The organism is Methyloparacoccus sp. NF-16 (assembly GCF_056880625.1).
The window spans coordinates 3125933-3151725 of sequence record NZ_CP174130.1 but is presented as its reverse complement, the minus strand read 5'-3'; the positions used below and the strand labels follow the sequence as shown (position 1 = coordinate 3151725).

Here is a 25793-nt window from a genome sequence, read left to right as displayed (position 1 = left end):
TGTTTGTCGACATCCCGCCGATCGCCGCGCAGCCGTGCCGCCACGGCGCCGGCATGAAAACCGCCCCGGGCGTTGCCGGGGTGACGGCATGAACCAGCTGCTCGCCATCGCCATCGGCGGTTCGCTGGGCGCGGTCGCCCGGTTTCTGGCCGCCAACGGCATCTATGCCTGGCTGGGTCGGGGCTTTCCGCTCGGCACCCTGTTCGTCAATGTTGCCGGCTCGTTCCTGATGGGCCTCCTGGCCGAACTGATGCTGCAACGCTTCCCGGTGGCGGCAGAGGTCCGGGCCGCGGTGCTGGTCGGCTTCCTCGGCGCCTTCACCACCTTCTCGACCTTTGCGCTGGAGAGCCTCCACCTGATCAACCAGGGCGGCTATCTCAAGGCCATCCTCAATCTCGTGCTCAGCCCGCTGCTCTGCGTGCTGGCGGTGTGGATCGGCATCGTCTGGGCGCGGACCCTGTTCACCGGCATGTCGCCGGCCTGGACGGCCCAGGGCCTGGCCTGGCTGGGGCTGCTGCTCGGGGGCGGCGTGCTGTTCGCGCTGGCCCTGCTCGCCACCCTGGCCTTCCACCATTTCGGCTGGCCGCCGACCGGTCGCGCGGTCATGCTGATCCTGCTGCTCGGTCTGGCCACGGTGGCCGCGACCCTGTGGATGGCGCTGCGGCTCGGCGACGTGCCGCTGGAGCTGGGCGGACTCTTTTCCATTTTCATGCTCAATGGCCTCGCTGCCGCGACCCTGCTGTGGCTGGCCTCGCAACTGGGTAACTGGCTATGGCAACTCACGCCGTCACGGTAGCGCGGATTTACCTCCGCGAGGGCGAGCATCGGCTCGCCAAGGTGCTGGACTTTCTCCACGCTCAGGAAAAGGTGGCCGGGGTCACCGTGCTGCGCGGCATCGCCGGCTTCGGCCCGGACGGGCGCCTGCACACCGCCTCGCTGGTGGACCTGTCGCTGGATCTGCCGCTGATCGTCGAGTTCTACGATGAACCGGAGCGGGTCGCCGCGATCCTGGGCCGGCTGGAGGACATCATTCCCCTGCCGCATGTCATCAGCTGGCAGGCCACGCTCCACCGGCATGGCGGCTGAGGCTCAGGCGACGCCCGCCCCGGCCCGTGGTCTGTCGCGGATGATCTGTTCCACCACGGCCGCGTCGGCGAGGGTGGAGATGTCGCCCAGCTGGTCGATCTCGTCCGCCGCGATCTTGCGCAGGATGCGGCGCATGATCTTGCCGGAACGGGTTTTCGGCAGGGCCGGCGTCCACTGGATGACGCCCGGCGCGGCGATGGCGCCGATCTCGTGCCGGACCAGCTCGATCAGGTCGTGGCGCAGGCCCTCGCCCGGCGCGGCATCGGCGGTCAGGGTGACGTAGGCGTAGATGCCCTGTCCCTTGATCGGGTGCGGGTAGCCGACCACAGCGGCCTCCGCCACCTGCGGGTGCAGGACCAGGGCGCTTTCGATCTCCGCCGTGCCCAGCCGGTGGCCGGCGATGTTGATGACGTCGTCGACCCGGCCGGTGATCCAGTAGTAGCCGTCCTCGTCCCGCCGCGCGCCGTCGCCGGTGAAGTAGTAGCCGGGGTAGGGGGCGAAGTAGGTGTCGAAGAAGCGCTGCGGATCGCCATGGACCGTCCGCGCCTGGCCGGGCCAGGAGGCCGTCAGCACCAGCACGCCCTCGCCGGGCCCCTCCACCGGGTTGCCTGCCTCGTCCAGCAGCGCGGGCCGCACGCCGAAGAACGGCAGGGCCGCGGAGCCGGGCTTGAGGTCGGTGACGCCGGCCAGCGGCGTGATCATGATGCCGCCGGTTTCGGTTTGCCACCAGGTGTCGACGATGGGGCAGCGCGAGTCGCCGATGACGTGGTAGTACCAGGCCCAGGCTTCCGGGTTGATCGGCTCGCCCACCGAGCCGAGCAGGCGCAGGCTGCCGATGTCGGCCGTGTGCACCCAGCGGTTGCCGAGGCCCATCAGGGCGCGGATGGCGGTCGGTGCGGTGTAGAACAGATGGACCCGGTACTTCTCGATCACCCGCCAGAAGCGGCTGGCATCCGGCCAGGTCGGCACGCCTTCGAACATCAGCGTGGTGGCGCCGTTGCAGAGCGGCCCGTAGACCACGTAGCTGTGTCCGGTGACCCAGCCCAGATCGGCCGTGCACCAGTAGATCTCGCCGTCGTGATAGTCGAACACGTAGCGGTGGGTGACGGCGGTGTACAGCAGGTAGCCGCCGGTGCTGTGCAGCACGCCCTTGGGCTGGCCGGTGGAGCCGGAGGTGTAGAGGATGAACAGCGGGTCCTCGGCATCCATCGATTCCGGCGGGCACACCGGGTCGGCAGCCTCGACCAGCGCACGGTAGTCGTGGTCGCGGCCTGCCATCCAGCCGGTTTCCGCGCCGGTGTGCCGTACCACGATGACGCTCCCGACGTCGGGACAGGCGCTCAGGGCCTCGTCCACGTTCTGTTTCAGCGGCACGCGCCGGCCGCCGCGGCGGCCCTCGTCGGCGGTGACCACATGCCGGCAGCCGGCGTCGAGGATGCGGTCCTTCAGCGCTTCGGCGGAGAAGCCGCCGAACACCACGCTGTGCACGGCGCCGATGCGGGCGCAGGCCAGCATGGCCACGGCGCCCTCGGGAATCATCGGCAGGTACAGGCACACCCGGTCGCCGCGCCGCACGCCCTGCGCCTTCAGCACGTTGGCGAAGCGGCAGACCTGCTCGTGCAGTTCGCGATAGGTCAGCCGGCGCTGCTGGTCCGGTTCGTCGCCTTCCCAGAGCAGGGCGACCTGGCCGCCGCGCTCGGCCAGGTGGCGGTCCAGGCAGTTGACGCTGGCATTCAGCCGCCCGCCCTGGAACCACGCGATCCGGGCGGTCCTGAAATCCCACTGGCTGACCCGATCCCAGGGGTGGTCCCAGTGCAGGAATTCGCCGGCCAGATCGGCCCAGAATCCGTCCGGGTCGGCCAGCGAGCGCGCATACAGCGCCTGATAGCGCTCGGCCGTGATCAGCGCGCCGGCCTTGGCGTCCCTGGACACCGGATAGACCGGTTCGTGGGTGGGCTGCACCGGGTTGAACGAACCCGCCGTCATGGCAATCTGCCGGTCCAGTCCGGCAATCTTGAATACCTTCTTCAGCAGCGGACTGACGTTGATCATGCGGATGCGGCCGCTGCCGACCGTTTTCGCCGCCAGGATGCACAGCCGCAGGAAGGCGGAGGCGACGAACGCGACGTCCTCCATGTCCAGCACCACCGCCTTGCCGGCCGCCGTGATGCGGTCGAGCAGCGGCTGGTGAAGCTCGGCGCAGACGGTGCTGTCGAGACGCCCGGCGAGGCGCACCACCAGGGTGGTGTCATGTTCGACGATGTCCAGGGGCGGAAGGTGGTCGGCGGTGGCGGTCATGCGCGGGCTCCGGGTCGCAGGCGGGATGGCGTAATGGTGAGCGCGGATTTTTACACGGCGCGGGCCGGGGCGTAACCGGCGGCTGGCATGCAGGGCCCCGCGCGGGCGAGGATGCGCGCCCCGCCCAGCTGTCCGGATTGCAGTGCTGCCAGCAACTCGGCATACCAGCGCGTGACGAAGCCATGGGCCTCCGCGCCTGCCAGCGCCAGCATCCCGGCTTTCCGGTCGTGGAAGCGTTGCAGCAGGTTCGCGTACCAGCGGATGAAGTGCGGCGTCCAGTCCTCCAGGCTCTCCAGCTGCCAGCCCGCCGCCGCCAGAACCCCGGCCAGCTTCGCGGGCACCAGCGGCTGGCCGATTTCCGTGCCGAGCCCGGGCGGCAGCGGGGCGGCAAGCGGGCGCGTGTATTCGACCATCAGCAGCCTGCCGCCGGGCCGGCAGACCTGGCGCATCTGCCGCAGGGCGGCCGGCTGGTCGGCAAAGGCATACAGGGCGGTGAACAGGTAGACGAGGTCGAAGGGCGGGAGCCCCAGCGTATCCAGCCGGGTGGCGTCGCCGGCCAGGAAGTGCACCGACGGATAGCGCTGGCGGGCGAAGGCGATGGATTGGGCATCGAGATCGACGCCGGTGACCGTGCCCCAGCCCCGTGCCTGGAACCAGGCGGCGGTGCCCCCGCGGCCGCAGCCCACGTCCAGCAGGCGATGGCTGTCCTGGCGCGCGAGCCCGGCGCAGGCGAGCCGGATGGCTTCCGCCTCTCCCGGATGGGCGTAGTCGCCGTCCCGGGCCAGGGCCAGGAGCGCCTTGCCCTGGGGTGAATTCAATGAAAAGGCGGTCATGCCGGCGGCGACGCCTGAAGGCGCGGTGGGCGCCCGCCAGACATCATGAAGCGCCTAGCGCCGCTGGGCGAACAGCCAGCGCCAGAGCGCCGGCTCCTGATAGGCGACATCCCAGGCATCGTGGCCGACATCCGGATATTCCGTGTGCCGGGGCGGGTGGCCGCAGGCCGTCAGCGCCGCCGCCATGCCGCGGGTGAAGCCCGGGTGCACCACCTCGTCGAGGGCGCCGTGAAAGGCCCACACCGGTGTCGGCGCGATGGCTTCGGCCCGGGCCAGGTAGATCGCCTGGTTCTCTCCCGAATCGGGGCTGCCGCTGGCGGCGGCGGGGTAATGGACGCCGCCGCAGACCGGCACCAGCGCGGCGAAGACCTCCCGGTGGCGGGCGCCCAGATACCAGACACCGGTGCCGCCCATGGACAGGCCGGTCAGATAGCGCCGCGCCGGATCCACGGTTTCCTCGCGGCAGGTTTTCTCCAGGCAGGCCATGGCCAGTGCGGCCATGTCGGGCCGGCTCCAGCAGCGGCCGCCGCTGATCTGGGGAAACACGGCCAGGCAGGGAAACCGGTCGGGATGCCGGCGTATCGCCGCGCCCAGACCGACCTGGGTGGGCAGGATGCCGTCACGACCGCGCTCGCCGGCGCCGTGCAGGAACAGGATCACCGGCCAGCCGGCCGCCGGCGGCTCGCCACGCGGACGAAACAGCTGGTAACGGTACAGGCGCTCGTCCAGGAGCAGGCTGCGGTCGAGAAAGCCGGTCTCGCTCATCGGGTCGCCAGCCTCAGTGATCCAGCCCGAGCCGGGCCAGCCGGCCCGGTGCCGGGGCCCCGCGGGTTCCCGGTACCGGCCGCGGCCGGTCGGCGGCCGCCCGCAGGTCGTGCGTCGGCACATCCAGGGTGGGTTCCGCGCCCAGCCAGGGCTCCTCGCTGGCCGATGGCGGCGCCGGTTTCTTGGGCAGCAGGAAGGGCGCCGCCGCCAGCGGCAGCAGCATCAGCACCAGTGCCAGCGGGCGCAGGCATGCGCGCCGGAAGGTATCCAGATCGAAGAAGCTGCCCGCCAGTCTGGCGGGCTGCATCCGGGCCGGGTGTTTCCAGGGTTTTCCGTCCAGCCAGGCCAGCAGCTGGCCCAGGCCCAGCAGCAGGGCCAGGCCACCGACATTGACAGCCAGCAGTGGCAGCCAGCCATGGCCGGTCTGGTCGAGCAGCATGCCGCCCATGCGCGACAGCAGCAGACCCAGCGCGAAGATGGCGAGGGACTGCTGTCCCAGCATCCGAACCTGCCTGGCCAGGGGGCGCTCCAGCCAGGCCCCGGAGCGGGCCAGCCACGAGGCGACCAGATAGCCCAGTGCCGCGAAGTGCAGCAGGCGCAGGGGGCCAAGGCGGGTTTTGTCGTACCAGGGCTCAATCAGTTCGTGCAGTCCGGCCATCCAGGCGAACGGCCGCAGCAGGGCTTCGTGGGCAAACGGCGCCGCCAGCAGCACCAGCGCCAGGCTCAGCCGCAGCGGCCAGCGCTGTCCCAGGCGGATGCGGATCCAGCCGGCGCCCAGCAGGTAGCCGCCGAAGAACACCAGTTGCCAGGCGAAGGGGTTGAAGAACCAGCCACGGGTGGTGGCTGGCTCCGCCGACAGTTCCAGGTTGAAGCGGTAGGTGGCGAGATACAGGGCAAGCGAGGCGGCCACGGCCAGCGCGCGGCTGAGTTCCGACAGCGCCCAGAACACCGGCGTCCACAGCAGCAGCACCAGGTACATCGGCAGGATGTCGATGCCGTTGGGCAGGTAGCGCAGCGTCACCAGCGCTGGCAGCGCCTCGTGCGTCTGCTCGAAGAAGAAGCGGATGTTGAGCTGCTGGATGTAGTCGTGCGGCGGGAACAGGGCATTGCCGATCAGGCAGCTCAGCGCCAGCGCGCCGAACAGTCCCAGGTGTGCGGCATAGATCTGCACGCAGCGTTGCAGTACCCGGGCCGTGCCCGGCCACAGCCCGGAGCGCGCGAAGGCCTGCCCGAACACCCGGGCCGACACGAAGCCCGAGCAGAACACGAACACCTCGGCGGCATCGCTCCAGCCGTAGCGCGACAGGGTGAAGAACTGGCCCGCGTTGTTCGGCATGTGATTGACGAAGATCACCAGCAGCGCCAGGCCGCGGATGAAGTCCAGCCGGATGTCGCGGGGCGGTGAGGGGGGCGGGAGACTCATGATCGGCGATCACCTGCTCGGGAGGATTTGGGTATGCTAGCCGGGCCTCCGGGCGGGTTTCCCGATCCTCCGGCGCCTGGCCCAACCGGGGCCGGCAGCCGCGCATGGTAGCGCCGAAACCTTACATGAACCTTTCATAACCGCGTGCATGAAAATACTTTTGGTCGAAGATGACGCGGCCCTCGCCGACGGCTTGCAGCACAGCCTGGCCGAGATCGGCTTCGACGTCACGCTGGCAACTACCTTCAGCTTTGCCGACAGCGCGCTCCGCACCCAGGCCTACGACCTGATGATTCTCGACCTGGGATTGCCGGACGGCGACGGCCGCGACCTGCTGAGCCAGCTGCGCCAGCGCCGCTCGACCCTGCCGGTGTTGATCCTGACCGCCCGCGATGGCCTCAACGACCGCATCGGCGGCTTGCAGCTGGGGGCCGACGACTACATGATCAAACCCTTCGAGCTGCGCGAGCTGGAGGCGCGGGTACAGGCCCTCTTGCGGCGCAGCCTCGGCGGCCATGGGCGGACGCTGGCTTTGGGGCCGCTGCGGCTGGACAGCTTCCAGCACCAATTCCACCTGCAGGAGGCGCCGCTGCTGCTGCCCTCGCGTGAGCATGGCGTGCTGGAGGCGCTGATGCTGCAAGCGGGCCGCGTGGTCAGCAAGGAACGCATCGCCCAGCGGCTGGCGGTGGGCGCCGGCGAGCTGGCCGACAACGCCATCGAGGTCTACGTCCACCGCCTGCGCCGGCGGCTGTCCCCGGCGGGCATCCGCATCCGCACCCTGCGCGGCCTCGGCTATCTGCTCGAACTGGACGGCGATGCGGCGTCGCGCGCAGAGTCTTAGGACGCAGCTGCTGCGGCGGCTCAGCGGGCCGCTGCTGCTGGTCGTGCTGCTGGATGTCGCCGTGTCCTATTTCGTGGCGCTGCACTATGCCAACCTGGCCTACGACCGCTGGCTGCTGGATTCCGCCCGCTCGCTGGCACAGCAGGTCAAGAGCTACAGGGACCGCATCACCTTCGAGTTGCCGCCGATCGCCGTCGAAGTGTTCCGCTGGGACGCCATGGACAAGACTTTCTTCAAGATCGAATCGCGCGCCAGCGGTTTCATGGCCGGCGACCGCGCCCTGCCCAGCCCGGATCTCCGCGAGCTGATGCCGGAGGAGCCCTATTTCAGCGACCGCCTGATGCAGGGCGAGGAGGTCCGCGTGGTGTCGGTCGTCGCCATGCCCGGCGTCAGCGGCGCGGAAGTGGTGGTGTCGGTGGCCGAGACCCTGCACAAGCGGCGCGGCATGCTGGAGGAGATGCTGCTGGCCGTGGTGTTGCCGCAGTTGCTGCTGGTCTGCATCACCGTGTTCCATGTCTGGACCAGCGTCAGGCTGGGGCTGCGGCCGCTGGCGGACCTGTCGCGACTGATCGACAGCCGTTCCGCCCGCGACCTGACGCCGATTCCCGATGCCGACGTGCCGCTGGAGGTGCGTTCGCTCACGCATCGGCTCAACGCTCTGCTGGAACGGCTCGGCGGCGCCCTCGCCAGTCAGCAGCGCTTCATCGAGAACGCCGCGCACCAGTTGCGTACGCCGCTGGCGGGGCTGAAGCTGCAAGCGGAGCGCGCCGCGCGGGCGCGCGACATGGCCACCCTGCAACCGGCGCTGGAGCATATCCAGCACGCCGCCGACCGGGTCGCGCATCTGGGCTCGCAGCTGCTGGCGCTGGCGCATTCCGAATTCGCCCGCCAGGCCCAGCGCGAGCCTACCCGGCTGGACATGGCGGCCCTGGCCCGGGAGGTCTGCCTGGAATGGGTGCCGCGGGCGCTGGAACGGGGCATGGAACTGGCCCTCGAGGCGCCCGACGGGCCGGTCGAGGTCAACGGCGACGCCCTGCTTCTGCGCGAGTTGCTCGGCAATCTGCTGGACAACGCCCTGCGCTATGGTGGCGGCCGGGGCGCCATCGAGGTATCGGTGACGGCAGCGGTCGCCGGTCCCGTACTCGGCGTCGCCGACGCCGGGCCCGGTATCCCGCCCAGCGAGGCCGGCCGGGTTACCGAGCGCTTCTACCGCATTCCCGGCAGCCCCGGCGACGGCTGCGGTCTGGGTCTGGCGATCGTCAAGGAGATTGCCGACCGCCATCGCGCCGAACTGGCCATCGGTGCCGGCCCCCGCGGCGGGGCATGCATCGCCGTTCGCTTCCCCGCCCCGGCCTCGGTCCCGGCGGCCGGCCAACCGATCGTGGCCGAAGCCTGAGCCGTATCGGCCGGCCGCTGCGGGTGCCACAGGCGGCGCAGCCGGGCAACTGGAGTCAGAAGCTGCCGGCGTTGATGAGGAAATGCGCGCCGATGGCGCTGGCGTAACCCAGCAGGATGGCCGGCGCCCAGCGGAGGTGGGTGAGGAAGGTGTAGGCGCCCTTGGCCTGGCCCATCAGCGCCACCCCGGCCGCCGAGCCGACCGACAGCAGGCTGCCGCCGACGCCGGCGGTCAGGGTCACCAGCAGCCATTGACCATGCGACATGTCCGGATTCATGGAGAGGATGGCGTACATCACCGGGATGTTGTCCACCAGCGCCGAAACCAGGCCAACCAGGATGTTGGCGCCGGTGGCGCCGAGATCCCCGTAGAGAAACTGCGAGGCCAGCGTCAGATAGCCGATGAAGTTGAGGCCGCCGACGCAGAGCACGATGCCGTAGAAGAACAGCAGCGTGTCCCATTCCATCGAGGCCAGCTGGTGAAAGACGTCGAAGCGTGGCGCGCGCTCGCCGGCTTTCTCCGTGGTCGTCGTCTCCAGTTCCGGGTGATGCGCGGTGTCGCCCAGGCTGACCGGCATGTCCGTGCCCTCCTGGTGCGTCAGCTGCATAAAATAGGAGAAGAATTGCAGGTAGGTGAAGCCGGCCATCATGCCGATCGCCGCCGGCAGGCTCAGATAGTTCTCGAACAGCACGGCGGTCAGGATGGTCAGCAGGAACAGCAGCACGATGCGTCGCGCGCCCCGTTCCAGGGTCACCGGGGTGTCCAGGGGCGCCGGCCGTCGCCTGGGAACGGCGAAGTGCATCAGCGCGGCCGGGATGAGGAAGTTCAGCAGCGACGGAACGAAAAGGGCGAAGAAGGCCCAGAAGTCCAGGATGCCCTTCTGCCAGACCATCAGGGTCGTGATGTCGCCGAACGGGCAGAAGGCGCCGCCAGCGTTGGCCGCGACCACCGTGTTGACGCAGGCAATGCCGACGAAGCGCGGATCGTCCTTGCCGACCGCCATCACCACCGCGCACATGAGCATGGCGGTGGTCATGTTGTTCGATACCGAGGAGATGAAGAAGGCCAGGAAACCGGTGACCCAGAACAGCTGCCGGTAGCTGAAGCCGAGGTTGATCAGCCAGGCGCGCAGGCTGTTGAACACGCCGCGTTCGTCCATGGCGTTGACGTAGGCGATGGAGACGATCAGGAACAGGAGCAGCTCGCTGTATTCCAGCACCACATGGCGTACCGCCCGGGTCGCGACCTCGGGTTGCCCCAGCAGCTTGTAGCTGATGGCGATCGCCACCCAGATCAGTGCGGCCGCCAGCATCATCGGCTTCGACTTGCGCAGTTCGATGACTTCCTCAAGCACGACCACGACATAGGCGAGGGCGAAGGCCGACAGGGCAAACCAGCCGACCGCGTGGCCGGTCAGGTCCACGGCGGGTGTCTCGGTTGCCGTTTCGGCGGCGACGGGCAGGGAGAATCCGGCCAGCAGGAGCCACCATGCGGTGAGAGGTAACAGGCGTGCCATCGTTGTCCCTGGTCTTGTGTTCTGGGGGGGGAACACCACGGCGGACGGGCGCAGTCGCCGTGGCCTGTCGGATACAATCCTGGCGGGAGCAGCCGGCCAGCGGGTCCGGATTCCCGACCGAATCAGTCAACAAAGATAGTTTCGCATACATAATTGTTCCCCATGCCAGGGGAAGGTCGCGCAGCCCGGGAAACAGACATGCACAAAATGGGAAAAACCTGGTGGGGCGAGCGCTTCCTGCATGTGCTGGAAACCTACACCGAGCCGAGCCGGCTGGTGCGCGGGCGCCAGTACCTGAGCGGGCAGCGGATCGACCAGTGGGCGGTGAAGGGTACCCGCGTCGAGGCGCGGGTGCGCGGCAAGATCAACCCCTATTACGGCATGCACGAGGTGCCCGTGTACGATACCTGGCTACAGTTCGAGCCGGTGCCGCACGCCGCCTGGGATGAAGCGCTGGGGTTGATCGGCAGCCGCGCCGGCTATATCTCGCGGCTGCTCTTCAACGAGATGCCGGACGAGATCGAGCGGCCGCTGGCCGGGCTGGGCGTCAGCCTGCTGCCGGAAAGCCACCGGGAAATCCGCAGCGGCTGTTCCTGCCCGGATGTCGAGAATCCCTGCAAGCACGTGGCCGCGCTGTACTTCCTGCTGGCGGCTCGCCTGGATCAGGATCCCTTCCTGTTGTTCGAGTTGCGCGGCCTGTCCCGTGCCGACCTGATCCGCCGGCTCAAGGCCACGCCGCTGGGCACGGCCCTGGCCGCTGCGCTGGACGAGGCGCCCGCCGAGCCGGTCGCGGCGGCCAGCTTTTTCACCCGCCCGCTGGCCCAGCCCCTGCCCGCCGCGGTTTCTCCCCACGGATTCTGGCGCGGCCAGCGCCGGCTGCCGGCCGGTGTCGAGCCCCCGGCCACCGCGGCCGTGGCCGGCATCCTCATCCGCAAGGGTGGCGATTATCCGCCGTTCTGGGACAAGGACGAATCCTTCGTCGATGTCATGGATGCCTTCTACGAGCAGGTGCGCAAGAAGGGCAAGGATTGGCTGTAGGCCGCCCGCCTCAGGCAGCCTCGAACCATCCCCGGGTCCGGTTGCAGGCGGCGCAGACCGACAGCATGACAGGCACTTCCACCAGCACGCCCACGACCGTTGCCAGCGCGGCGCCGGATTCCGGCCCGTACAGCGTGATGGCGGTGGCCACGGCCAGTTCGAAGAAGTTGCTGGCGCCGATCAGCGCGCCGGGTGCGGCGACGGCATGGCGGACGCGGAGCAGCCGCATCAGTCCGTAGACCAGCGAGGCGTTGAAGTAGACCTGGATCAGGATGGGGATGACGATCAGGGCCACATGGAAGCTGCGGCCAACGAGGTTGTCGGCCTGGAAGGCGAAGATCAGCACCAGGGTCAGCAGCAAGGCGCCGAGGGCGACAGGGTGCAGGCGCGGCAGGAACTGGTGCTCGAACCAGTCCTTGCCCTTCCGCTTCAGCAACGCGCGGCGTGTCAGGATCCCCGCCGCGAGTGGGACGACGATGAAGACCAGCACCGAGTGAAGCAGGACTGCGAAGGGCACGGCCAGGCCCGACGCTCCAGTGACCAGCCAGCTGACGATGGGCGCGAAGGCCAGCAGCATGACGAGATCGTTGACCGCCACCTGCACCAGCGTATAGCCGGGATCACCGTCGGTCAGGTAGCTCCATACGAACACCATGGCGGTGCAGGGCGCGGCGGCGAGGATGATCACGCCGGCGATGTACTGGTCGGCGGCTGCCGGCCCGATGAGTGGCAGGAACAGCTGCCTGAAGAACAGCCAGCCCAGCAGCGCCATGCTGAAGGGCTTGACCAGCCAGTTGACGAACAGGGTGATCAGCAGGCCGCGCGGATGGCGGCCGGCATCGATGACCGCGGCGAAATCCACCTTCAGCATCATCGGGTAGATCATCAACCAGATCAGGACGGCGAGCGGCAGGTTGATGTGGGAGAGTTCGAACCCGCGCAGTGCCGCGACGGGTTCCGGCAGCAGCCTGCCCAGCAGCACCCCGGCCAGCATGCACAGGCCCACCCAGAGGGTCAGGTAGCGGTCGAAAACGCTCATGCGTCTGGCCGGGGAGGTCGCTGCCCGGGCCGCGATCCGGCTCTGCGGCGGTTGCCCGGGTTTTGCCTGGATGGACATGGGGTTCCTCCGCCGGGCTCTGGTGCGGGTCACGGATGGCCGATCGATCGCACGGCCTGTTCCGGGGCCAGGCGTGCGAGTCCCCCGGGATGCCGTCCGACCCGCCGCTCCAGGATGGCAAAGGCCCGGGCGATGGCCAGTTGGGCGGGACAGATTTCTCCGGCCGCGTTGTCGCAGACGGTGATGACGAAATCCAGCGCCGCGGCGCTGGGCGTGGCGAATTCATCCCAGCGCTTGCGGTGCGGCTCATGAACCGGAATGCCGTGCCGGGCCAGGGTGGCCAGCGCGCGCCGATCGACCCGGCCGGTCGGCTGGCTGCCGGCGCTGCGCGCGATGAAGCGATCCTGTCCCGGATGGTTGAGCAGGGCTGCCGCCATGATGCTGCGCGCCGAGTTGCCCGCGCACAGGAGCAGGACCCGATAGGGGGGCGTGCCAAGGCTCATGGGCGCCTCGCGGGGCGTCAGCGGATGTCGCGGCCGATGCGATTCAGCTCCGCGCCCAGGGCTTCGCGGTCCAGCTCGGCGAGCGGGAGACACAGCATGGCTTCGACGCGCCGCTGCAGGGTGGCAAAGGTCGCATCGAAGGCGGCGATTCGTGCCTCCGGGGTGCCTTCCACATGGCCGGGATCGGCGACGCCCCAGTGGCCCCGCACCGCCGTGCCCAGGTAGGCCGGGCAGGCTTTGCCGCCCGCCGCGTCGCAGACGGAAATCAGGATGTCGATCGGCGTGTCCCGGAATTCCTCCCAGGACTGGCTGCGATAGCCCTCGGTCGGCAGGCCATGCCGGGCCAGGGTTGCCAGGGCGTCGTCGTTGATGCGGCCAAGAGGATGGCTGCCGGCGCTATAGGCCCTTACCCGGCCATGGCCGAGCGCGTTCAGCAGGGCTTCTGCCATCACGCTGCGGCAGGAGTTGCCGGTGCAGAGCACCAGCACGTTGTGGAGCCGTGCGCTCATGGACAGTCTCCCTGCTTTGGCGCGCAGCAGCTCGCGGGGGACGCTTGGCCGAGGTCGCGCGGCGCCTTGCCGAAGACCGGGATCGCGGTCAGTGAACGGAAGGCTTCCCAGGGCAGCCCGCTGGGATCGACGGTCCAGTACTTGTCGGACGTCGCGTAACAGCAGGCGGTGCCCCGTTGTTCGGTGACCGGCAGGGCTGCCCCGGCCAGGCGCGTGTTGATCTCTTCCAGCTCGGCGTCGGACTCGACCTGGATGCCGAGATGGTCGAGGCCGGGCTTGGCGCCGCGCGCCGAGATGGCGAAGTTGACGCGCGGATCGTCCAGCAGCCATTTGGCGTAATCCGGCTTGCAGACGCCGGGTTCGGCGCCGAACAGCGCGGAGTAGAAGGCGATGCTCTCGGCCAGGTTATCGACGGAGACATGTAGATGCAGGCGTTTCATGACGGCCTCCCGGGGGGCTTGGAAGCGTCGGGGGCGCAGGGCGCGCCACCGCAGCAGTTTTCGCTCAGGTAGCCGATGACGCCGTGCATGGTGGCGAAATCGGCGCAGTAGATGACAAACCGGCCGCTCTGTCGCGAGGCGACCAGCCCGGCATGGCTGAGCTCCTTCAGGTGGAAGGACAGCGAGGACGGCGGCACGGCGAGCTGTTCGGCGATTTTTCCCGCCGTAAGTCCCGCCGGTCCGGCCTGCACCAGCTGGCGAAAGATCGCCAGACGGGTTTCCTGGGCCAGGGCGGCGAGCGTGGCAAGGACGGTTGCTGTTTCCATAATTCAACAATATTCGAAATTTAGAAATGAAGCAAGCGCCGATGCCGATGGGGTGCGATGGCTGGACCCGGGGGGCGGCGCGGTGGCCGGAAAACGGTTTGGAGGGACAACTATTCACAATCAGCCCAGGAGGCTGATTGTTCCTGATCACCGTCTTCTGGCGAGCTTGATGTAACGTGAAATCAATGGCTTATATCGCTGTCGGATTTTTGGACGATCCAACGGGGTTCCCGCGAATGCTGCCAATCCACAGCATTGCCCACACCGTTATCCACAGATTTTGTGGACAATGCCGCCGCGGACGCTCAATTGTCCTTCTGGTAGCGGTAGTTGACGATCGCCTTGCAGAGCGCGCGGGGCAGCTCGGTGCCCGACTCCGTTTCGCAGCCCGAGGCATAGATGTGTACGCTGTCCTGCCAGCGGTCGGCCAGCAGATAGATGCCGACGGCCAGCAGGATGATGATCAGCAGTGAGGACAGGATATGGTTCATCGAGATTCTCCAGGCGGAGCATCAGGGTGGATGTTGTTGCGGTCGAGCGCTATGACCTGCCGGGCGTCGAATGAATCCGCGAGTGCCGGAGCTTTTGCCCGGACGGTAAGCCGTCAGGGGGTGTTGCCGCGCGATGCCGTCGCGCCATGAGCGTGGTGCCGGCAGTCACCGCCATCCTGCCCGGCATGCCGCCCTGCGTGCGCTACGTCGGGGGCGGCCTGATCGTTGCCGACAAGCCTTCGGGACTGCTCTGCCAGCCCGGGCGTGGCCCCGATCTGGCCGATTCCCTGCTGACCCGCCTGCGCCGGTATTGGCCGACGCTACAGTTGGTGCACCGGCTTGATCGCGATACGTCGGGTCTGTTGCTGCTGGCCCATGATCCCGTACTCCATCGGGCCTTGAGCCGCCTGTTCGCCGAGCGCCGGATCGACAAGGTCTATTGTGCCGATGTCGTCGGTGTTCCCGGACGATCGCAGGGCGCGATCAGGCTGCCACTGGTCAAGTGCGGCGACCGGCCGCCCCGCTACCGGACCGATCCTTGCGGCAAGCCTTGCCATACCGAATGGCGGCGCCTGGACAGTCACGATGGTTGGTGTCGGCTCGAGCTCAGGCCGCGGACCGGGAGGTCGCATCAGCTGCGGGTGCATCTCGCGGCCCTGGGCCACCCGATCCTGGGTGATCCCATCTACGGCGATCCGCACTCGGTCGGGCGCCTGCGCCTGCATGCCTGTGCGCTCGGTTTTGCCCACCCGGCCAGCGGCGAGCCGCTGGTCTTCCGCTCGCCCTGCCCGTTCTGAGGCAGGTTCTTCCGGTTGCCCGTTTCCCTGGAAAGCGACGAGCGCTGTGGTGAGCTCATCACGGGCGCAGATGGAAGACATGCTTCCAGGCGCCGTCTGCGAAATGGAAGGTTCTGGCCCAGCCATGCGCACCGGCAAAGCGGCCCGCTCCGCCCAGGATGGGACGGATGGCGCTGCTGTCCGCGCCGATGGTGGCGCTGTCGGCGGGGTAGCGGCTCTGGCCGCCAACGACGATCTGGTCCTGTTCGCGTCCGATCTGGAACACCAGGTTCGCCTGGCGGATTTCATCGCCCGGCCTGGGTGTATCCATGGCCGTGGTGGTCAGCGTGCCGTGCATTTCGCCGATCTTCGCGCCCCTCCGGTCGGTCAGCTGGGCCTTGGCGACCCGCAGATCGCCCAGTGCGGCGGGGCCTGCGCGATTCACCGGCACGTAGGTCATGGCTACGCCCTGGTGGAATACCGTAACGCTGCGCTCTCTCTGCGCATGCGCCGGGTTGGCGCCCGCGAGCAGCAGGCTCGCGCCGGCCAGCAGGCTGGCCAGGACGGGTGACCGGCGCTGGCCGGCGGTGTTGTTTCTGTTCATGGGGCTCTCTCACGGGTCTGGAACGGGACGATGGCGGATGCTCGGGGCGTCCTGCGCGGCGACAACAGGCCGATTCCATTGCTATCACCATGGGCGGTTGGAAGACGGGTTCAGCGGCTTTTCCGGTAGGTTCCGACCAAGGTGGCTACCCCGAGAACATGCCCTGCCATCGCCTTTGCGAGCGCCGCCTTGCTGGGATGGTGCAGGTCGGGCAAGACCGTATCCAAGGCATAGAGCGTGTGGAAATAGCGGTGCCGGCCGATGGGTGGGCAGGGACCGCCGTAGCCGGTACGCTGCCAGTCGTTCAGCCCTTCGCGTGCCCCCGCCGGCAGGGTGGCTGCGGTGAGGGCTTCCGCCAGCCCTCCGGTCGAGACCGGCAAGTTGTAGAGCACCCAGTGCACCCAGGTCATCCGGGGGGCGGCCGGGTCCGGGGCATCCGGATCCTCGACGATCAGCGCCAGACTTTGCGTGCCGCCTGGGATACCCTGCCACTGCAACGGTGGCGAGAGATCGTGCCCCTCGCAGGTATGGAGGACGGGGATGTCGCCCTGGTCGAGGAAGGCGGTGGAGGTCAATTGCGGGGTGTTGGCTCCGAAGCTCGGGGTTGCCAGGAGGAACCCGGTCAGGAGAGCGGCCTGTCCGGCGGTCCGAAGACCGGGATGCGTGTGCGGATCGATCATGACGGGGCTCCCTGTGGTTCGTGGTCGGGATTCGATGCTGCGTCTGGAGAGGAATTTACTGCATTTCCGGCTGGCGATGACGGCCCCGCCGCCGTCTCGGCATGGCATTCGGCGCAGTGCCCGGGCCGTCTCGCCGGGGCATTTTTTCCATCACCGCCTTTTGTGCCCTCGCTCGTGATGGGCTAAAGAATGACTGAGGCGCAAGCGGGCAGGGCGAGACGGATGTCTTTGCCGCCGGGGCGCCGATTTCATCCCATCCACCCATAGACGAGTCTCCATGAAGAAAAACGAACCGATCGCCAAGATCATGTCCTCCGATGTCGTTGCCATTCAGGCAGGCCAGAAGCTCAGTGAAGTCCGCCACCTCATGGCGGAGGGGAACATTCATCATGTTCCGGTGTTGGAGGGCAGAAAACTGGTGGGTCTGGTGAGCTTCACCGACATGATGAAGCTGAACTTCGTGATCAGCGGTGCCGACGAGCGGACCATCGATACGATCATCGACCAACAGTTCGACATCCGGGCGATCATGTCCACGCGGCTGGTGACCCTGCCCGTCACCGCGAGCGTGCGGGAGGCGTCGGAATTGCTGGCCAAGGGTGAATTCCACTCGTTGCCGGTGGTTGATGCAGACGACCAGCTGGCCGGTATCGTGACGTCGACCGACCTGATCCGCTACCTGAACGATCAGTATTGAAGGTGATTCTGCGAGGGCTGGCCGATACCGGCTCGTTCATCCGCGTTGATGGGCGCGTATCGGCCGCCCCTCCCCCGGCGCGTGAGCCGGGGTGATCGCGGCGGACAACACAAGAGCCCCGCCCTGATGGAGGGGCCTCATGTCCTACGTCAACATGCGTGCCGTCAGGCGAGGCCCTGGCCTGTTTTGGATTGCTGGCTGGAGAGGGCAGTCAAGTCCCCCGGGCAGGATCCGGAACGGGAAAGATCAGGACGGGCAGGAATGTATTGAATCAATACTTGTTGACAGTCTTGGCCCGGGGGGCTACCTTTACGCCACTAGCTCGCACACCCCGTGCTCATGTGTCCCCCGTACATCAGCCCGGCAGTCACTCCACCACTACCGTGCGAGCTAGTCCCTGCCAGAATCCTGCCGTTCCGGCCAGGCGGCGTTTTCGCCCGTTTCCGCCGGATTTTGCCCGAATCCCGCCCTTGTCCCTCTCGGCGGCCACTATACCGCGAAGCTTTCCCCACAACCGCACTCCGCCTTGACGTTGGGGTTGTCGAATCTGAATGCCTCACTGATGCCCTCGCGGCGGAAATCGACCGTCATGCCATCGAGGTAGGGCAGGGTATCCCGGTGAACCACGACCTTGACGCCATGCTGCTCGAAGATTTCATCCTCGTCCCCGGCGGCGTCGGCATAGTCGACGACATAGGCAAACCCCGTGCAACCGGACTTCTTGACGCCGAGGCGCAGGCCCAGCCCGGTGCCGCGTTTCTGCAGCTGCTTGGCAACCTGTCGGGCCGCGCTTTCGGTAAGCGTAATGGACATGATGACCTCCTTGATGTGTGAGGAATCGTCGGGTCGGGTACCGCGGACGATTCACTGAGTGGGTAAAAGGTCGCGAAGGGCGTCCAGCAACCGGTCCACGTCCTCCGCACGATTGCCGTGACCCAGGCTGATGCGGACGGCGCCCAGGGCGGTTTCGGCATCCACCCCCATGGCGGTCAGCACCGGGCTGGGTTCGTTGCCGCCGCTGGCGCAGGCGGAACCGCTGGAAACCGCGAAGCCGCGCCGGTCCAGATGCATGACCAGGGATTCGCCCTGATAGCCCGCCAGGCTGAACTGCACGGTGTTGGGCAACCGTGGCGCTTGTGCCGCGAAAATGGTCAGCCCCGGCAGGGATTTCAAGCCCTGCTCCAGGTGCTTGCGCAGCCGGCGGGTTTGCTGGCCACGCTCGTCCAGTTCCAGCCGTGCCAGTTCCGCCGCTTTGCCGAAACCCACGATTCCCGCCACATTTTCGGTGCCGCCGCGCAGGCCCCGTTCCTGTCCGCCGCCATGCAGCAGCGGCTCGAGCGGGACGCCGCGTTCGACAACCAGTGCGCCCACGCCTTTGGGGCCATACAGCTTGTGCGAGGACAACGTCAGGGTATGGGCGCCGGTGGCGGCGAAATCCAGCGGAATCTTGCCGGCCGCCTGTACCGCATCGACATGCAGGCAGGCGCCGCCAGACCGCAGGATCGCGGCGAGGGGGGCGGTATCCAGGATCACGCCGGTCTCGTTGTTGGCCAGCATGAGCGTGCCGAAAATCGGTGGTTCTTCCCGGAAAATCGAGTAGCTGTCCGCCTCCGGCAGACCGTCCCGCGTCACCGCCAGGGTGCGCACGGTCCAGCCATGTCCGGCTAGGTGCGCGAGCGGTTCCGCTACGGCGGGGTGTTCGGTCGCGCCCGCGATCACCGTGCCCCGCCCCAGCGTGGCGGCCAGGCCTTTGATGGCCAGGTTGTTGGCCTCGGTACCGCCGCTGGTGAAGATGACCTGCTCCGCGCTGGCGCCGACCAGCGCGGCGACCTGTTCGCGCGCGGTATCGATCGCCCCGCGGCTCAGCCGGCCCAGGCGATAGAGCCCAGAGGGATTGCCATAGCAGCCGCGCAGGTAGGGCAGCATGGCTTGCAGGACGCGCTCGTCGAGCGGGGTGGTGGCATTGTGGTCGAGGTAGACCATGCGTCGGGCATCAGCTGCGGATGCCCCGCTGCAACGGCAGTTCGACCCGCTGGCCCGAGACCTGCTGATCCTGCCGCTCGGCCACCTGGCGAACACTCTTGCGCATCAGTACGTCGTGCAGGCTGATCGAGTCGAGATACTGGCGAATCTGGTCGCTCAGCCCCATCCACAGGTCATGGGTCAGGCAGGGCTGGGAGCTCTGGCAATTCGCCTTGCCGCCGCAGCGTGTGGAGTCGATGGTTTCATCCACGGCGGAAATGATCTCGGCGATGCTGATCTGTTCCGCCCGGCGGCTCAGCTGATAGCCACCGCCCGGACCACGGACGCCCTCGACCATGCCGTAGCGGCGCAGACGGGAAAACAGCTGCTCCAGGTAGGAGAGAGAGATTTCCTGACGCTTGGCGATGTCGGTCAGGGTCACGGGTTTTTTTTCGCTATGATAGGCCAAGTCCAGCATGGCGGTGACGGCATAGCGGCCTTTGGTCGTTAAGCGCACGGACGTTCTCCTCTGAGGGGTGAGCCACTCGCTCGGAGCGTCACATATCCTAGCAAAATAGTCAATTATTGTGCCGTTCATGGTTCCCGCCTTCCCCTGCCGCCCCGCATGAGTCCGGGCGATGCGTGCTGGCAGTTCTGGATCGATCGCGGCGGCACCTTCACGGACATCGTCGCCCGTCGGCCCGATGGCCGCCTGCTGACCCACAAGCTCCTGTCCGAAAACCCGGAGCGTTACCGGGACGCGGCGCTGCAGGGCATCGCTGATATCCTGGACGTCCATGCCCGGGATTCCGCGGCGGTCATCCAGGCGGTGCGCATGGGCACGACCGTCGGCACCAACGCCCTGCTTGAACGCCAGGGTGCGGCCACGGTGCTGGCCATCAACGATGGCTTCGGCGATGCCCTGGCGATCGGTTACCAGAGCCGGCCGGACATCTTCGCGCTGCGCATCCAGCGGCCGGCGCCACTCTACGGACACGTGCTCGAGATCCGCGGCCGGCTGGATGCCGCCGGCCGCGAGGTCGAACCCCTGGATCTGGCGCTCGCCGAGGCGGGTCTCAGGGCGGCATTCGCGCAAGGCTATCGCTCGCTCGCCATCGTGCTGCTGCATGCCTGGCGCAATCCCGCGCACGAACTTGCCCTGGAGGACCTGGCCCGCCGTCTCGGCTACGATCAGGTCTCGGTCTCGCACCGTTGCAGCCCTGCCATCCGCCTCGTCGGCCGGGGCGACACGACGGTGGTGGACGCCTATCTTTCCCCCATTCTCAGGCGCTATGTGGCGCAGGTGGCCAATGGCCTGGCCGGTCTGCGGCAGGCGACGATCCGTGGCAAGCCTGCTCGCCTGCGCTTCATGCAATCCAACGGTGGGCTGGCCGAGGCCGGGCATTTCCAGGGCAAGGACAGCATCCTTTCGGGGCCGGCCGGCGGCATCATCGGCGCGGTGGTAGCCGCCCGCCGGGCCGGCTTCGACAGGATCGTCACCTTCGACATGGGCGGTACCTCCACCGATGTCGCGCACTGGGCGGGTGAGCTGGAGCGCGCCGAGGAAACCCGGGTGGCGGGCATCCGCCTGCGCGTGCCGATGCTGAACATCCATGCGGTGGCCGCTGGCGGGGGCTCTGTGCTCCACTACGATGGCCTGCGCTTTCGCGCGGGGCCCGACTCGGCCGGCGCCAGTCCCGGGCCCGCCTGTTACCGTCGTGGCGGGCCGCTGACGGTGACCGATGCCAACGTCATGCTCGGCAAGCTGAGGCCGGAATTCTTCCCGCGGCTTTTTGGTCCCGATGGCCGGCAGCCGCTTGATGTCGAGAGCGTTCGGGCAGGGTTTGAGACGCTGGCGGCTGCCGTCAGCCGGGATACCGGCCGCGCGGTCCTGCCCGAGGCCGTCGCCGAGGGATTCCTGGCCGTGGCGGTGGAACACATGGCTGCGGCGATCAAGCGGATATCGGTCCAGCGCGGCCATGATCTCGGCCGCGATTACACCCTGTGCGGTTTTGGCGCCGCGGCCGGGCAGCATGCCTGCCGGGTCGCCGAACGGCTGGGACTGCGGCGCATTCTGCTGCATCCACTGGCCGGGGTGCTGTCCGCCTATGGCATGGGACTGGCCGATCATCGGGTGCTGCGCGAGCGGGCCATCGTTCGGACGCTCGAACCGCAGCTGGAACCCCGCCTGGCCGCCGAGCTGGCGACGCTCGAGGCGGCATGCCTCGATGAGCTGGCCAGCCAGGGTCTGGCGGATGCCGGACTGGCCTGCCTGAAACAGGCCAGCCTGCGCTACGCGGGCTCCGACACGGCGCTTGAGGTGCCCTTCGCATCAGCCATCGCCATGCGCGAGGCGTTCGAGGCGCGTCACCAGCAGCGATTCGGCTTCATCGCTCCCGACAAGCCGCTGGTCGTCGACCGCCTGGGGGTGGAAGTGGTGGCGAGCGAGCCGGTCACGGCGGCATTCGAGATGCCGGCAACGGATCGCGGAGCAGGGGGGCTCGTGGCGCAGGTGCGGCTGTTCAGCGGCGATCGCTTCCACGAGGCGCCGGTCTACCAGCGGTCGGGCCTCGCGGTCGGCCAGCGACTGGAGGGGCCGGCGATCGTGCTGGAGCCGACTGCCACCACCATCGTGGAGCCCGGCTGGGTGGGCGAGATCACGCCGCTGGGCGATCTGGTGCTGACGTCCCGGTATCCGGGCAACGTCGCCGCCTATGGCGACACGACGCCGGATCCGGCCCGGCTGGAAATCTTCAATCGCCTGTTCATGTCGCTGGCCGAGGAAATGGGCTACGCCCTGCAGAATACGGCCCACTCGGTGAACATCAAGGAGCGGCTGGACTTTTCCTGTGCGATCTTCAACGAACGCGGCGAGCTGATCGCCAACGCGCCGCACATCCCCGTGCATCTGGGCTCGATGGGCGCCAGCGTCGAGGCGCTGATCCACAGCCGGCGCGAGAGCCTCCGGCCCGGCGATGCCTGGCTGGTCAACTCGCCCTATCATGGCGGAACGCATCTCCCCGACATCACTGTCATTACGCCCGTGTTCGACGAAAGCAGCGAGCGGATACTGTTCTACCTCGCCGCCCGTGGCCATCATGCGGATGTTGGCGGCATCACGCCCGGTTCCATGCCGCCCGGCAGCTGTCGGATCGGGGACGAGGGCGTGCTCAGCGAGGGTCTCCGCATCGTCGCCGATGGCCGCTTCCTGGAGCCGGAGGTGCGTGCCTGGCTGGCGGGTGGTCCCTGTCCCGCCCGCAACCCCGAGCAGAATCTCGCCGACCTGCGCGCCCAGGTGGCAGCCAATACCCGCGGTGCCAACGGACTGCGGCGGCTGGTGGCGGCGTATTCGCTGGCGACAGTGCGTGCCTACATGAATCACGTCCTCGACCATGCCGAGGAGTCCGTCCGGCGCGCTATCACCCGACTGCGCGATGGACGTTGCGAGGTGAGGACGGATGCCGGCGCCGCGATCCGCGTGGAAATCCGTGTCGATCCGCGCAACCGCTCGGCCCTGATCGATTTCACCGGTACGTCGCCGCAGCAGGCCGACAATGTCAATGCGCCGGCGGCAGTGACCCGGGCGGCGGTCCTGTACGTGTTCCGTACCCTGGTCGCGGACGACATTCCGCTGAATGCCGGTTGCCTGCGGCCACTGGCCATTCGCTTGCCCGACGGCTCGATGCTGAATCCCCGCCCGCCGGCGGCGGTGGTCGCGGGCAATGTCGAAACCTCGCAACAGGTCGTCGATGCCTTGTACGGCGCCCTGGGCGTGATGGCGGCGGCGCAGGGGACGATGAACAACCTGACCTTCGGCAATGCCGACTACCAGTATTACGAGACGATAGGCGGCGGCTCCGGCGCGGGTGCCGATTTCGACGGTGCCGATGCGGTGCAGACGCACATGACCAATTCGCGCATCACCGATCCGGAGATCCTGGAGTGGCGATTCCCGGTCCGGGTGGTGCGTTTCGCCATCCGGCGCGGCAGCGGCGGGCCAGGCCGGCACCGGGGCGGCGACGGCATCGTCCGCGAGTTTCTGTTTCTGGCGCCGATGACCGCTGGCATTCTGTCCAGTCGTCGGCAGACGGCGCCGTTCGGACTGGAGGGTGGTCTGCCGGGGCAGCCGGGCGTCAACGTTATGATCCGGGCGGATCAGACGCGGCAAATCCTGGGCCCGCGGGCGGAAGTATTCGTGGCGGTCGGGGACCGGCTGTCGATCGAAACGCCCGGTGGCGGGGGATTTGGCTCGCCACCCGCCACGGGCACTTGAGGCGATGGCCGTTTCAGGCCTCAGGGCTTGTCGCCGGCATTGGCCAACTGGCGATGGTAATTCGCCATCTTGCGGCTTTCGGCGGCGGCCAGCTCAAAGTCGTGGATCATGCCCTGCGAGCGGGCCTTGATATCGAGGATTTGCTTGCCGTACTTGTGCGGTGCCGCGATGTACTTATCGAGCATCGCCTTTTCCTCGGCGGCATCGGCATCCATGGTCTGGGCAATTTCCTCGTAGTGGTCGGCGAGCCGATTGTGCGCTTCCCGCGTCTCGGCGGTCTGCACTTCCATGGCCCAGTCGTGCGGTTTGTAGGGCTTGTTGCTGCAAGCCGCAAGGCCCGCCGCAACCACTGCCAGCATCAACGCTTTCCACATGGTTCGGTCTCCTTTGGTCGCGGGAACGTCGGATGTTCCCCTGGTCGATGTCGGCCACCTCTCGGCGGCCTCCCGTGCCCCGATTGCGGGGCCCAGGTTCATCGTAGCAAAGAAAACCGCAAGGAATCGGGACCGCGATCGCGTCCCCGTACCGTGACGAAGCGGACCTGCCTGGAGATGGGCACTACGTGCTCAGGCAGGCCCATCTCGTGGCCCGGGATCAGCCTTCCCCGGGGAACATCCCGACCGAGCCGGGTTTCAGGCGCTTGCAGGTGACCCGCACGTCTTCCAGATGGCACTGATACTTGCCGGACTTGCCGTCGCATTCGTTGCAGATCAGCTTGCCGTTGTCCTTCACCTCGGATACGTGCCAGCCGTAGCCCTGGGTTTCGCAGAACACCTTGACGTACTTGTCGACGTTGTAGCTATCGGTGGCCTTGGTCTTGGCGTCACTCTCGGCCGCGCACTTCTGGGGGGCCAGGGTGTTGCCGAGCAGGTCGCGGAACATGTATTCGGCGGCACCAGCCTGTCCGGCCACGAGCAGCAGGCCGCTCAACAGGGCCGCAGAGCCGGTTTTTGCAAGGATGTGTCTCAGTTTCATGAACATTCTCCGTGGATACTGTTTACTGCACGACACGAATGTTCATGCGGGCCATCTCCTCGTTCTGCTGCTGGATGATGGGGTCGTATTTCTCGTTCTCGCTCAGCTTCACCATCAGGATCACGCCGACCAGGGCGATGGTCGCGCCGGCGACATAGAGCCAGAAACGATCGGGGGCGGTTTCTTCAGCTGGGGTCATGTTCTCCTCCTTCGGTCCAAATTATTGTCTGTTGGCGGAACCATCATCCATGATGCCGAGGTTTTTCATCAAAACGTTCCGCGTCGATACTGTAGGCGCGAGGGTAATTTCCTGTCAATACCAGATCGTCGGCAGGCAGAAATACCCAAGCTGCCGTCCGGGGACGCAGGAGGTGGCGGCGTGACGAACGCCATGCGCGGGTTTCGGGAGGCGTGTTGCGGAAGCTGCTGCGGGGCATGGCGAGCGTCTCGCCAGACCCGCCTGGAGGCTCAATCCCGGCAGCTGCGACAGGCGGCCTCCTGGAACCCCCGATCCGCCACCAGCGACATCACGGCCCGGTCCAGTGCATGGTTGACGGTCTCCTGATAGTTCACCGCTGCGCCGGAATCGCCGTAATTGCTGGATTGGCCCGTTACCGACTGGTGCCAGCAGACCTGGCCTCGGGCATTGACCAGCGCGGCGTCCAGCGTTACCCGGGCATCGTAGCCGGAGTTCACGTAGACGTTCTCGTGCACGGCCATCTCGTCCAGCCGGAGCTGCAGGCGTGGCCCCTTCGCGTCATGCGTATCGAGCGTCGCGCGGCGCAGCATTTCGGCAGACCCGGCGCGAACCCAGGCCGCCAGGTTGCCCGTCATGCTGATGTTCTGGGCGGGTACGGCCCGGGATTGCAGGGACCGCTCTCCCACCACGGCATTCGGCAGGCCGTTTTCCACATCCAACCCGGCCACCGTGGCGCAGTTCTTCGGCTTCACCACATCGGCGTTGTCGAGTTGCGGCTGGTACTGTGAGGCGAACGTGGTGGGCGAGAGGGTTTTCTGGGCGCAGGCGGCCAGCAGGCTGGCCAGGCAAATCACGGTATGTGCGGGTATGCGTCTCATCGGTCGATCTCGGCGGTGAAAGTGAATGCTTGGGCGTGAAGCTTCGCGACCTGGCGGCTTGCCAGGTCGCCGCCAGCGAGCATAGCGAAGCCCATTTCCACCGACAAACGCGGCGGAACTGGCGCGGGATGGCCGGCCTGCCGGGCCGGTGTGCGCATGGTATGCTGGCGAGCATGATTCCAGCACCGGCCACGGTTCCACCCGGCACATGCGTTACCCCCGCGTAC

The 25793-nt window shown here is 67.5% G+C and carries 29 protein-coding genes; 8 read left to right on the top strand and 21 right to left on the bottom strand.

The features are described from left to right. Nucleotides 1–88 precede the first annotated feature (88 nt). Both crcB and ACH5N8_RS14955 read left to right on the top strand, forming a co-directional pair. Nucleotides 89–796, top strand: a complete 708-nt coding sequence (gene crcB, locus ACH5N8_RS14960; protein WP_460026431.1) for a fluoride efflux transporter CrcB — start codon at nucleotides 89–91, stop codon at nucleotides 794–796. Further along, on the top strand, nucleotides 772–1086 hold the full coding sequence (locus ACH5N8_RS14955) for a DUF190 domain-containing protein (RefSeq protein WP_460026432.1): 315 nt from the start codon (nucleotides 772–774) through the stop codon (nucleotides 1084–1086). The genes crcB and ACH5N8_RS14955 overlap by 25 nt, the downstream gene beginning before the upstream one ends. A gap of 3 nt (nucleotides 1087–1089) precedes the next feature. Here ACH5N8_RS14955 and acs read toward each other — a convergent pair whose 3' ends face one another. The 4 genes from acs to ACH5N8_RS14935 are packed head-to-tail and all read right to left on the bottom strand — an operon-like array spanning nucleotide 1090 to nucleotide 6405. Continuing rightward, on the bottom strand, nucleotides 1090–3384 hold the full coding sequence (gene acs / locus ACH5N8_RS14950; protein ID WP_483281897.1) for an acetate--CoA ligase: 2295 nt from the start codon (nucleotides 3382–3384) through the stop codon (nucleotides 1090–1092). A gap of 50 nt (nucleotides 3385–3434) precedes the next feature. Next, entirely contained in the window at nucleotides 3435–4217 is a 783-nt protein-coding gene (locus ACH5N8_RS14945) for a class I SAM-dependent methyltransferase (RefSeq protein ID WP_483281896.1), read from the bottom strand. Between the two features lie 54 nt (nucleotides 4218–4271). Beyond that, nucleotides 4272–4982: a carboxylesterase family protein gene (locus ACH5N8_RS14940; RefSeq protein ID WP_483281895.1), complete on the bottom strand. Its 711-nt coding sequence runs from the start codon at nucleotides 4980–4982 to the stop codon at nucleotides 4272–4274. Between the two features lie 13 nt (nucleotides 4983–4995). Beyond that, the gene (locus ACH5N8_RS14935) at nucleotides 4996–6405 is read right to left on the bottom strand and encodes an OpgC family protein (protein WP_483281894.1); all 1410 of its coding nucleotides are present in this window, start codon (nucleotides 6403–6405) and stop codon (nucleotides 4996–4998) included. Between the two features lie 148 nt (nucleotides 6406–6553). Here ACH5N8_RS14935 and ACH5N8_RS14930 point away from each other — a divergent pair, with 148 nt between their 5' ends. Continuing rightward, nucleotides 6554–7246: a response regulator gene (locus ACH5N8_RS14930; protein WP_460026437.1), complete on the top strand. Its 693-nt coding sequence runs from the start codon at nucleotides 6554–6556 to the stop codon at nucleotides 7244–7246. Continuing rightward, on the top strand, nucleotides 7221–8642 hold the full coding sequence (locus tag ACH5N8_RS14925) for a sensor histidine kinase (RefSeq protein WP_483281893.1): 1422 nt from the start codon (nucleotides 7221–7223) through the stop codon (nucleotides 8640–8642). The genes ACH5N8_RS14930 and ACH5N8_RS14925 overlap by 26 nt, the downstream gene beginning before the upstream one ends. A gap of 55 nt (nucleotides 8643–8697) precedes the next feature. Here ACH5N8_RS14925 and nhaD read toward each other — a convergent pair whose 3' ends face one another. Continuing rightward, nucleotides 8698–10158 carry a sodium:proton antiporter NhaD gene (nhaD, locus tag ACH5N8_RS14920; RefSeq protein WP_483281892.1) on the bottom strand — a complete coding sequence of 487 codons (1461 nt, stop codon included), beginning with the start codon at nucleotides 10156–10158 and terminating at the stop codon, nucleotides 8698–8700. A gap of 198 nt (nucleotides 10159–10356) precedes the next feature. Here nhaD and ACH5N8_RS14915 point away from each other — a divergent pair, with 198 nt between their 5' ends. Next, nucleotides 10357–11196 carry an SWIM zinc finger family protein gene (locus tag ACH5N8_RS14915; RefSeq protein ID WP_460026440.1) on the top strand — a complete coding sequence of 280 codons (840 nt, stop codon included), beginning with the start codon at nucleotides 10357–10359 and terminating at the stop codon, nucleotides 11194–11196. Between the two features lie 10 nt (nucleotides 11197–11206). Here the strand turns inward: ACH5N8_RS14915 and arsB are convergent, their stop codons facing one another. From arsB to ACH5N8_RS14885, 6 genes are all read right to left on the bottom strand, one after another. Continuing rightward, a complete protein-coding gene (gene arsB / locus ACH5N8_RS14910; RefSeq protein ID WP_483281891.1) occupies nucleotides 11207–12313 on the bottom strand; it encodes an ACR3 family arsenite efflux transporter in 1107 nt (368 codons plus the stop codon). Between the two features lie 29 nt (nucleotides 12314–12342). Next, nucleotides 12343–12756, bottom strand: a complete 414-nt coding sequence (locus tag ACH5N8_RS14905) for an arsenate reductase/protein-tyrosine-phosphatase family protein (RefSeq protein ID WP_460026442.1) — start codon at nucleotides 12754–12756, stop codon at nucleotides 12343–12345. 17 nt (nucleotides 12757–12773) lie between these two features. After that, entirely contained in the window at nucleotides 12774–13265 is a 492-nt protein-coding gene (locus ACH5N8_RS14900; protein WP_483281890.1) for an arsenate reductase ArsC, read from the bottom strand. Next, nucleotides 13262–13705: an ArsI/CadI family heavy metal resistance metalloenzyme gene (locus tag ACH5N8_RS14895; protein WP_483281889.1), complete on the bottom strand. Its 444-nt coding sequence runs from the start codon at nucleotides 13703–13705 to the stop codon at nucleotides 13262–13264. The genes ACH5N8_RS14900 and ACH5N8_RS14895 overlap by 4 nt, the downstream gene beginning before the upstream one ends. Further along, on the bottom strand, nucleotides 13702–14031 hold the full coding sequence (locus tag ACH5N8_RS14890; protein WP_483281888.1) for an ArsR/SmtB family transcription factor: 330 nt from the start codon (nucleotides 14029–14031) through the stop codon (nucleotides 13702–13704). Before ACH5N8_RS14890 ends, ACH5N8_RS14895 begins: the two co-directional genes overlap by 4 nt. Nucleotides 14032–14336: 305 nt before the next feature. Continuing rightward, the gene (locus ACH5N8_RS14885; protein WP_460026446.1) at nucleotides 14337–14522 is read right to left on the bottom strand and encodes a hypothetical protein; all 186 of its coding nucleotides are present in this window, start codon (nucleotides 14520–14522) and stop codon (nucleotides 14337–14339) included. Nucleotides 14523–14668: 146 nt separating this feature from the next. Here ACH5N8_RS14885 and ACH5N8_RS14880 point away from each other — a divergent pair, with 146 nt between their 5' ends. Continuing rightward, nucleotides 14669–15319, top strand: a complete 651-nt coding sequence (locus tag ACH5N8_RS14880) for an RluA family pseudouridine synthase (RefSeq protein WP_483281887.1) — start codon at nucleotides 14669–14671, stop codon at nucleotides 15317–15319. A 58-nt stretch (nucleotides 15320–15377) separates the two neighbouring features. Here ACH5N8_RS14880 and ACH5N8_RS14875 read toward each other — a convergent pair whose 3' ends face one another. Further along, on the bottom strand, nucleotides 15378–15902 hold the full coding sequence (locus tag ACH5N8_RS14875) for a hypothetical protein (RefSeq protein WP_460026448.1): 525 nt from the start codon (nucleotides 15900–15902) through the stop codon (nucleotides 15378–15380). Nucleotides 15903–16012: 110 nt separating this feature from the next. Continuing rightward, nucleotides 16013–16582 carry a YbhB/YbcL family Raf kinase inhibitor-like protein gene (locus ACH5N8_RS14870; protein WP_483281886.1) on the bottom strand — a complete coding sequence of 190 codons (570 nt, stop codon included), beginning with the start codon at nucleotides 16580–16582 and terminating at the stop codon, nucleotides 16013–16015. Between the two features lie 277 nt (nucleotides 16583–16859). On the opposite strand from ACH5N8_RS14870, the gene ACH5N8_RS14865 reads away from it, so the two are divergent. Continuing rightward, on the top strand, nucleotides 16860–17279 hold the full coding sequence (locus ACH5N8_RS14865) for a CBS domain-containing protein (protein WP_483281885.1): 420 nt from the start codon (nucleotides 16860–16862) through the stop codon (nucleotides 17277–17279). 489 nt (nucleotides 17280–17768) lie between these two features. Here ACH5N8_RS14865 and ACH5N8_RS14860 read toward each other — a convergent pair whose 3' ends face one another. From ACH5N8_RS14860 to iscR, 3 genes are read right to left on the bottom strand one after another with little or no spacing between them, the layout of a single operon-like run. Next, nucleotides 17769–18092, bottom strand: a complete 324-nt coding sequence (locus tag ACH5N8_RS14860) for a HesB/IscA family protein (RefSeq protein ID WP_460026451.1) — start codon at nucleotides 18090–18092, stop codon at nucleotides 17769–17771. A 51-nt stretch (nucleotides 18093–18143) separates the two neighbouring features. Beyond that, nucleotides 18144–19262, bottom strand: coding sequence for a cysteine desulfurase family protein (locus ACH5N8_RS14855; RefSeq protein WP_483281884.1), 1119 nt, complete (start codon nucleotides 19260–19262; stop codon nucleotides 18144–18146). 10 nt (nucleotides 19263–19272) lie between these two features. Next, the gene (gene iscR, locus ACH5N8_RS14850) at nucleotides 19273–19758 is read right to left on the bottom strand and encodes a Fe-S cluster assembly transcriptional regulator IscR (RefSeq protein WP_460026453.1); all 486 of its coding nucleotides are present in this window, start codon (nucleotides 19756–19758) and stop codon (nucleotides 19273–19275) included. A gap of 108 nt (nucleotides 19759–19866) precedes the next feature. Between iscR and ACH5N8_RS14845 the strand changes: the two genes are divergently transcribed. Further along, nucleotides 19867–23514 carry a hydantoinase B/oxoprolinase family protein gene (locus tag ACH5N8_RS14845; protein WP_483281883.1) on the top strand — a complete coding sequence of 1216 codons (3648 nt, stop codon included), beginning with the start codon at nucleotides 19867–19869 and terminating at the stop codon, nucleotides 23512–23514. Nucleotides 23515–23534: 20 nt separating this feature from the next. On the opposite strand, the gene ACH5N8_RS14840 is transcribed toward ACH5N8_RS14845, so the two are convergent. From ACH5N8_RS14840 to ACH5N8_RS14820, 5 genes are all read right to left on the bottom strand, one after another. Continuing rightward, complete coding sequence (locus tag ACH5N8_RS14840; protein ID WP_483281882.1) at nucleotides 23535–23888, bottom strand: hypothetical protein; 354 nt, start codon at nucleotides 23886–23888, stop codon at nucleotides 23535–23537. Between the two features lie 220 nt (nucleotides 23889–24108). After that, nucleotides 24109–24489: a hypothetical protein gene (locus ACH5N8_RS14835; RefSeq protein WP_460026456.1), complete on the bottom strand. Its 381-nt coding sequence runs from the start codon at nucleotides 24487–24489 to the stop codon at nucleotides 24109–24111. A 22-nt stretch (nucleotides 24490–24511) separates the two neighbouring features. Further along, nucleotides 24512–24688 carry a hypothetical protein gene (locus ACH5N8_RS14830; RefSeq protein ID WP_460026457.1) on the bottom strand — a complete coding sequence of 59 codons (177 nt, stop codon included), beginning with the start codon at nucleotides 24686–24688 and terminating at the stop codon, nucleotides 24512–24514. A 269-nt stretch (nucleotides 24689–24957) separates the two neighbouring features. After that, nucleotides 24958–25566, bottom strand: a complete 609-nt coding sequence (locus tag ACH5N8_RS14825; RefSeq protein ID WP_483281881.1) for a hypothetical protein — start codon at nucleotides 25564–25566, stop codon at nucleotides 24958–24960. Beyond that, entirely contained in the window at nucleotides 25563–25724 is a 162-nt protein-coding gene (locus ACH5N8_RS14820; protein WP_460026459.1) for a hypothetical protein, read from the bottom strand. Before ACH5N8_RS14820 ends, ACH5N8_RS14825 begins: the two co-directional genes overlap by 4 nt. Nucleotides 25725–25793 lie beyond the last annotated feature (69 nt).

Coding starts and splice junctions, on each gene's coding strand:
- crcB (WP_460026431.1), top strand. CDS start 89: ATGAACCAGCTGCTCGCCATCGCCATCGGCGGTTCGCTGGGCGCGGTC.
- ACH5N8_RS14955 (WP_460026432.1), top strand. CDS start 772: ATGGCAACTCACGCCGTCACGGTAGCGCGGATTTACCTCCGCGAGGGC.
- acs (WP_483281897.1), bottom strand. CDS start 3,384: ATGACCGCCACCGCCGACCACCTTCCGCCCCTGGACATCGTCGAACAT.
- ACH5N8_RS14945 (WP_483281896.1), bottom strand. CDS start 4,217: ATGACCGCCTTTTCATTGAATTCACCCCAGGGCAAGGCGCTCCTGGCC.
- ACH5N8_RS14940 (WP_483281895.1), bottom strand. CDS start 4,982: ATGAGCGAGACCGGCTTTCTCGACCGCAGCCTGCTCCTGGACGAGCGC.
- ACH5N8_RS14935 (WP_483281894.1), bottom strand. CDS start 6,405: ATGAGTCTCCCGCCCCCCTCACCGCCCCGCGACATCCGGCTGGACTTC.
- ACH5N8_RS14930 (WP_460026437.1), top strand. CDS start 6,554: ATGAAAATACTTTTGGTCGAAGATGACGCGGCCCTCGCCGACGGCTTG.
- ACH5N8_RS14925 (WP_483281893.1), top strand. CDS start 7,221: ATGCGGCGTCGCGCGCAGAGTCTTAGGACGCAGCTGCTGCGGCGGCTC.
- nhaD (WP_483281892.1), bottom strand. CDS start 10,158: ATGGCACGCCTGTTACCTCTCACCGCATGGTGGCTCCTGCTGGCCGGA.
- ACH5N8_RS14915 (WP_460026440.1), top strand. CDS start 10,357: ATGCACAAAATGGGAAAAACCTGGTGGGGCGAGCGCTTCCTGCATGTG.
- arsB (WP_483281891.1), bottom strand. CDS start 12,313: ATGTCCATCCAGGCAAAACCCGGGCAACCGCCGCAGAGCCGGATCGCG.
- ACH5N8_RS14905 (WP_460026442.1), bottom strand. CDS start 12,756: ATGAGCCTTGGCACGCCCCCCTATCGGGTCCTGCTCCTGTGCGCGGGC.
- ACH5N8_RS14900 (WP_483281890.1), bottom strand. CDS start 13,265: ATGAGCGCACGGCTCCACAACGTGCTGGTGCTCTGCACCGGCAACTCC.
- ACH5N8_RS14895 (WP_483281889.1), bottom strand. CDS start 13,705: ATGAAACGCCTGCATCTACATGTCTCCGTCGATAACCTGGCCGAGAGC.
- ACH5N8_RS14890 (WP_483281888.1), bottom strand. CDS start 14,031: ATGGAAACAGCAACCGTCCTTGCCACGCTCGCCGCCCTGGCCCAGGAA.
- ACH5N8_RS14885 (WP_460026446.1), bottom strand. CDS start 14,522: ATGAACCATATCCTGTCCTCACTGCTGATCATCATCCTGCTGGCCGTC.
- ACH5N8_RS14880 (WP_483281887.1), top strand. CDS start 14,669: ATGAGCGTGGTGCCGGCAGTCACCGCCATCCTGCCCGGCATGCCGCCC.
- ACH5N8_RS14875 (WP_460026448.1), bottom strand. CDS start 15,902: ATGAACAGAAACAACACCGCCGGCCAGCGCCGGTCACCCGTCCTGGCC.
- ACH5N8_RS14870 (WP_483281886.1), bottom strand. CDS start 16,582: ATGATCGATCCGCACACGCATCCCGGTCTTCGGACCGCCGGACAGGCC.
- ACH5N8_RS14865 (WP_483281885.1), top strand. CDS start 16,860: ATGAAGAAAAACGAACCGATCGCCAAGATCATGTCCTCCGATGTCGTT.
- ACH5N8_RS14860 (WP_460026451.1), bottom strand. CDS start 18,092: ATGTCCATTACGCTTACCGAAAGCGCGGCCCGACAGGTTGCCAAGCAG.
- ACH5N8_RS14855 (WP_483281884.1), bottom strand. CDS start 19,262: ATGGTCTACCTCGACCACAATGCCACCACCCCGCTCGACGAGCGCGTC.
- ACH5N8_RS14845 (WP_483281883.1), top strand. CDS start 19,867: ATGAGTCCGGGCGATGCGTGCTGGCAGTTCTGGATCGATCGCGGCGGC.
- ACH5N8_RS14840 (WP_483281882.1), bottom strand. CDS start 23,888: ATGTGGAAAGCGTTGATGCTGGCAGTGGTTGCGGCGGGCCTTGCGGCT.
- ACH5N8_RS14835 (WP_460026456.1), bottom strand. CDS start 24,489: ATGAAACTGAGACACATCCTTGCAAAAACCGGCTCTGCGGCCCTGTTG.
- ACH5N8_RS14830 (WP_460026457.1), bottom strand. CDS start 24,688: ATGACCCCAGCTGAAGAAACCGCCCCCGATCGTTTCTGGCTCTATGTC.
- ACH5N8_RS14825 (WP_483281881.1), bottom strand. CDS start 25,566: ATGAGACGCATACCCGCACATACCGTGATTTGCCTGGCCAGCCTGCTG.
- ACH5N8_RS14820 (WP_460026459.1), bottom strand. CDS start 25,724: ATGCGCACACCGGCCCGGCAGGCCGGCCATCCCGCGCCAGTTCCGCCG.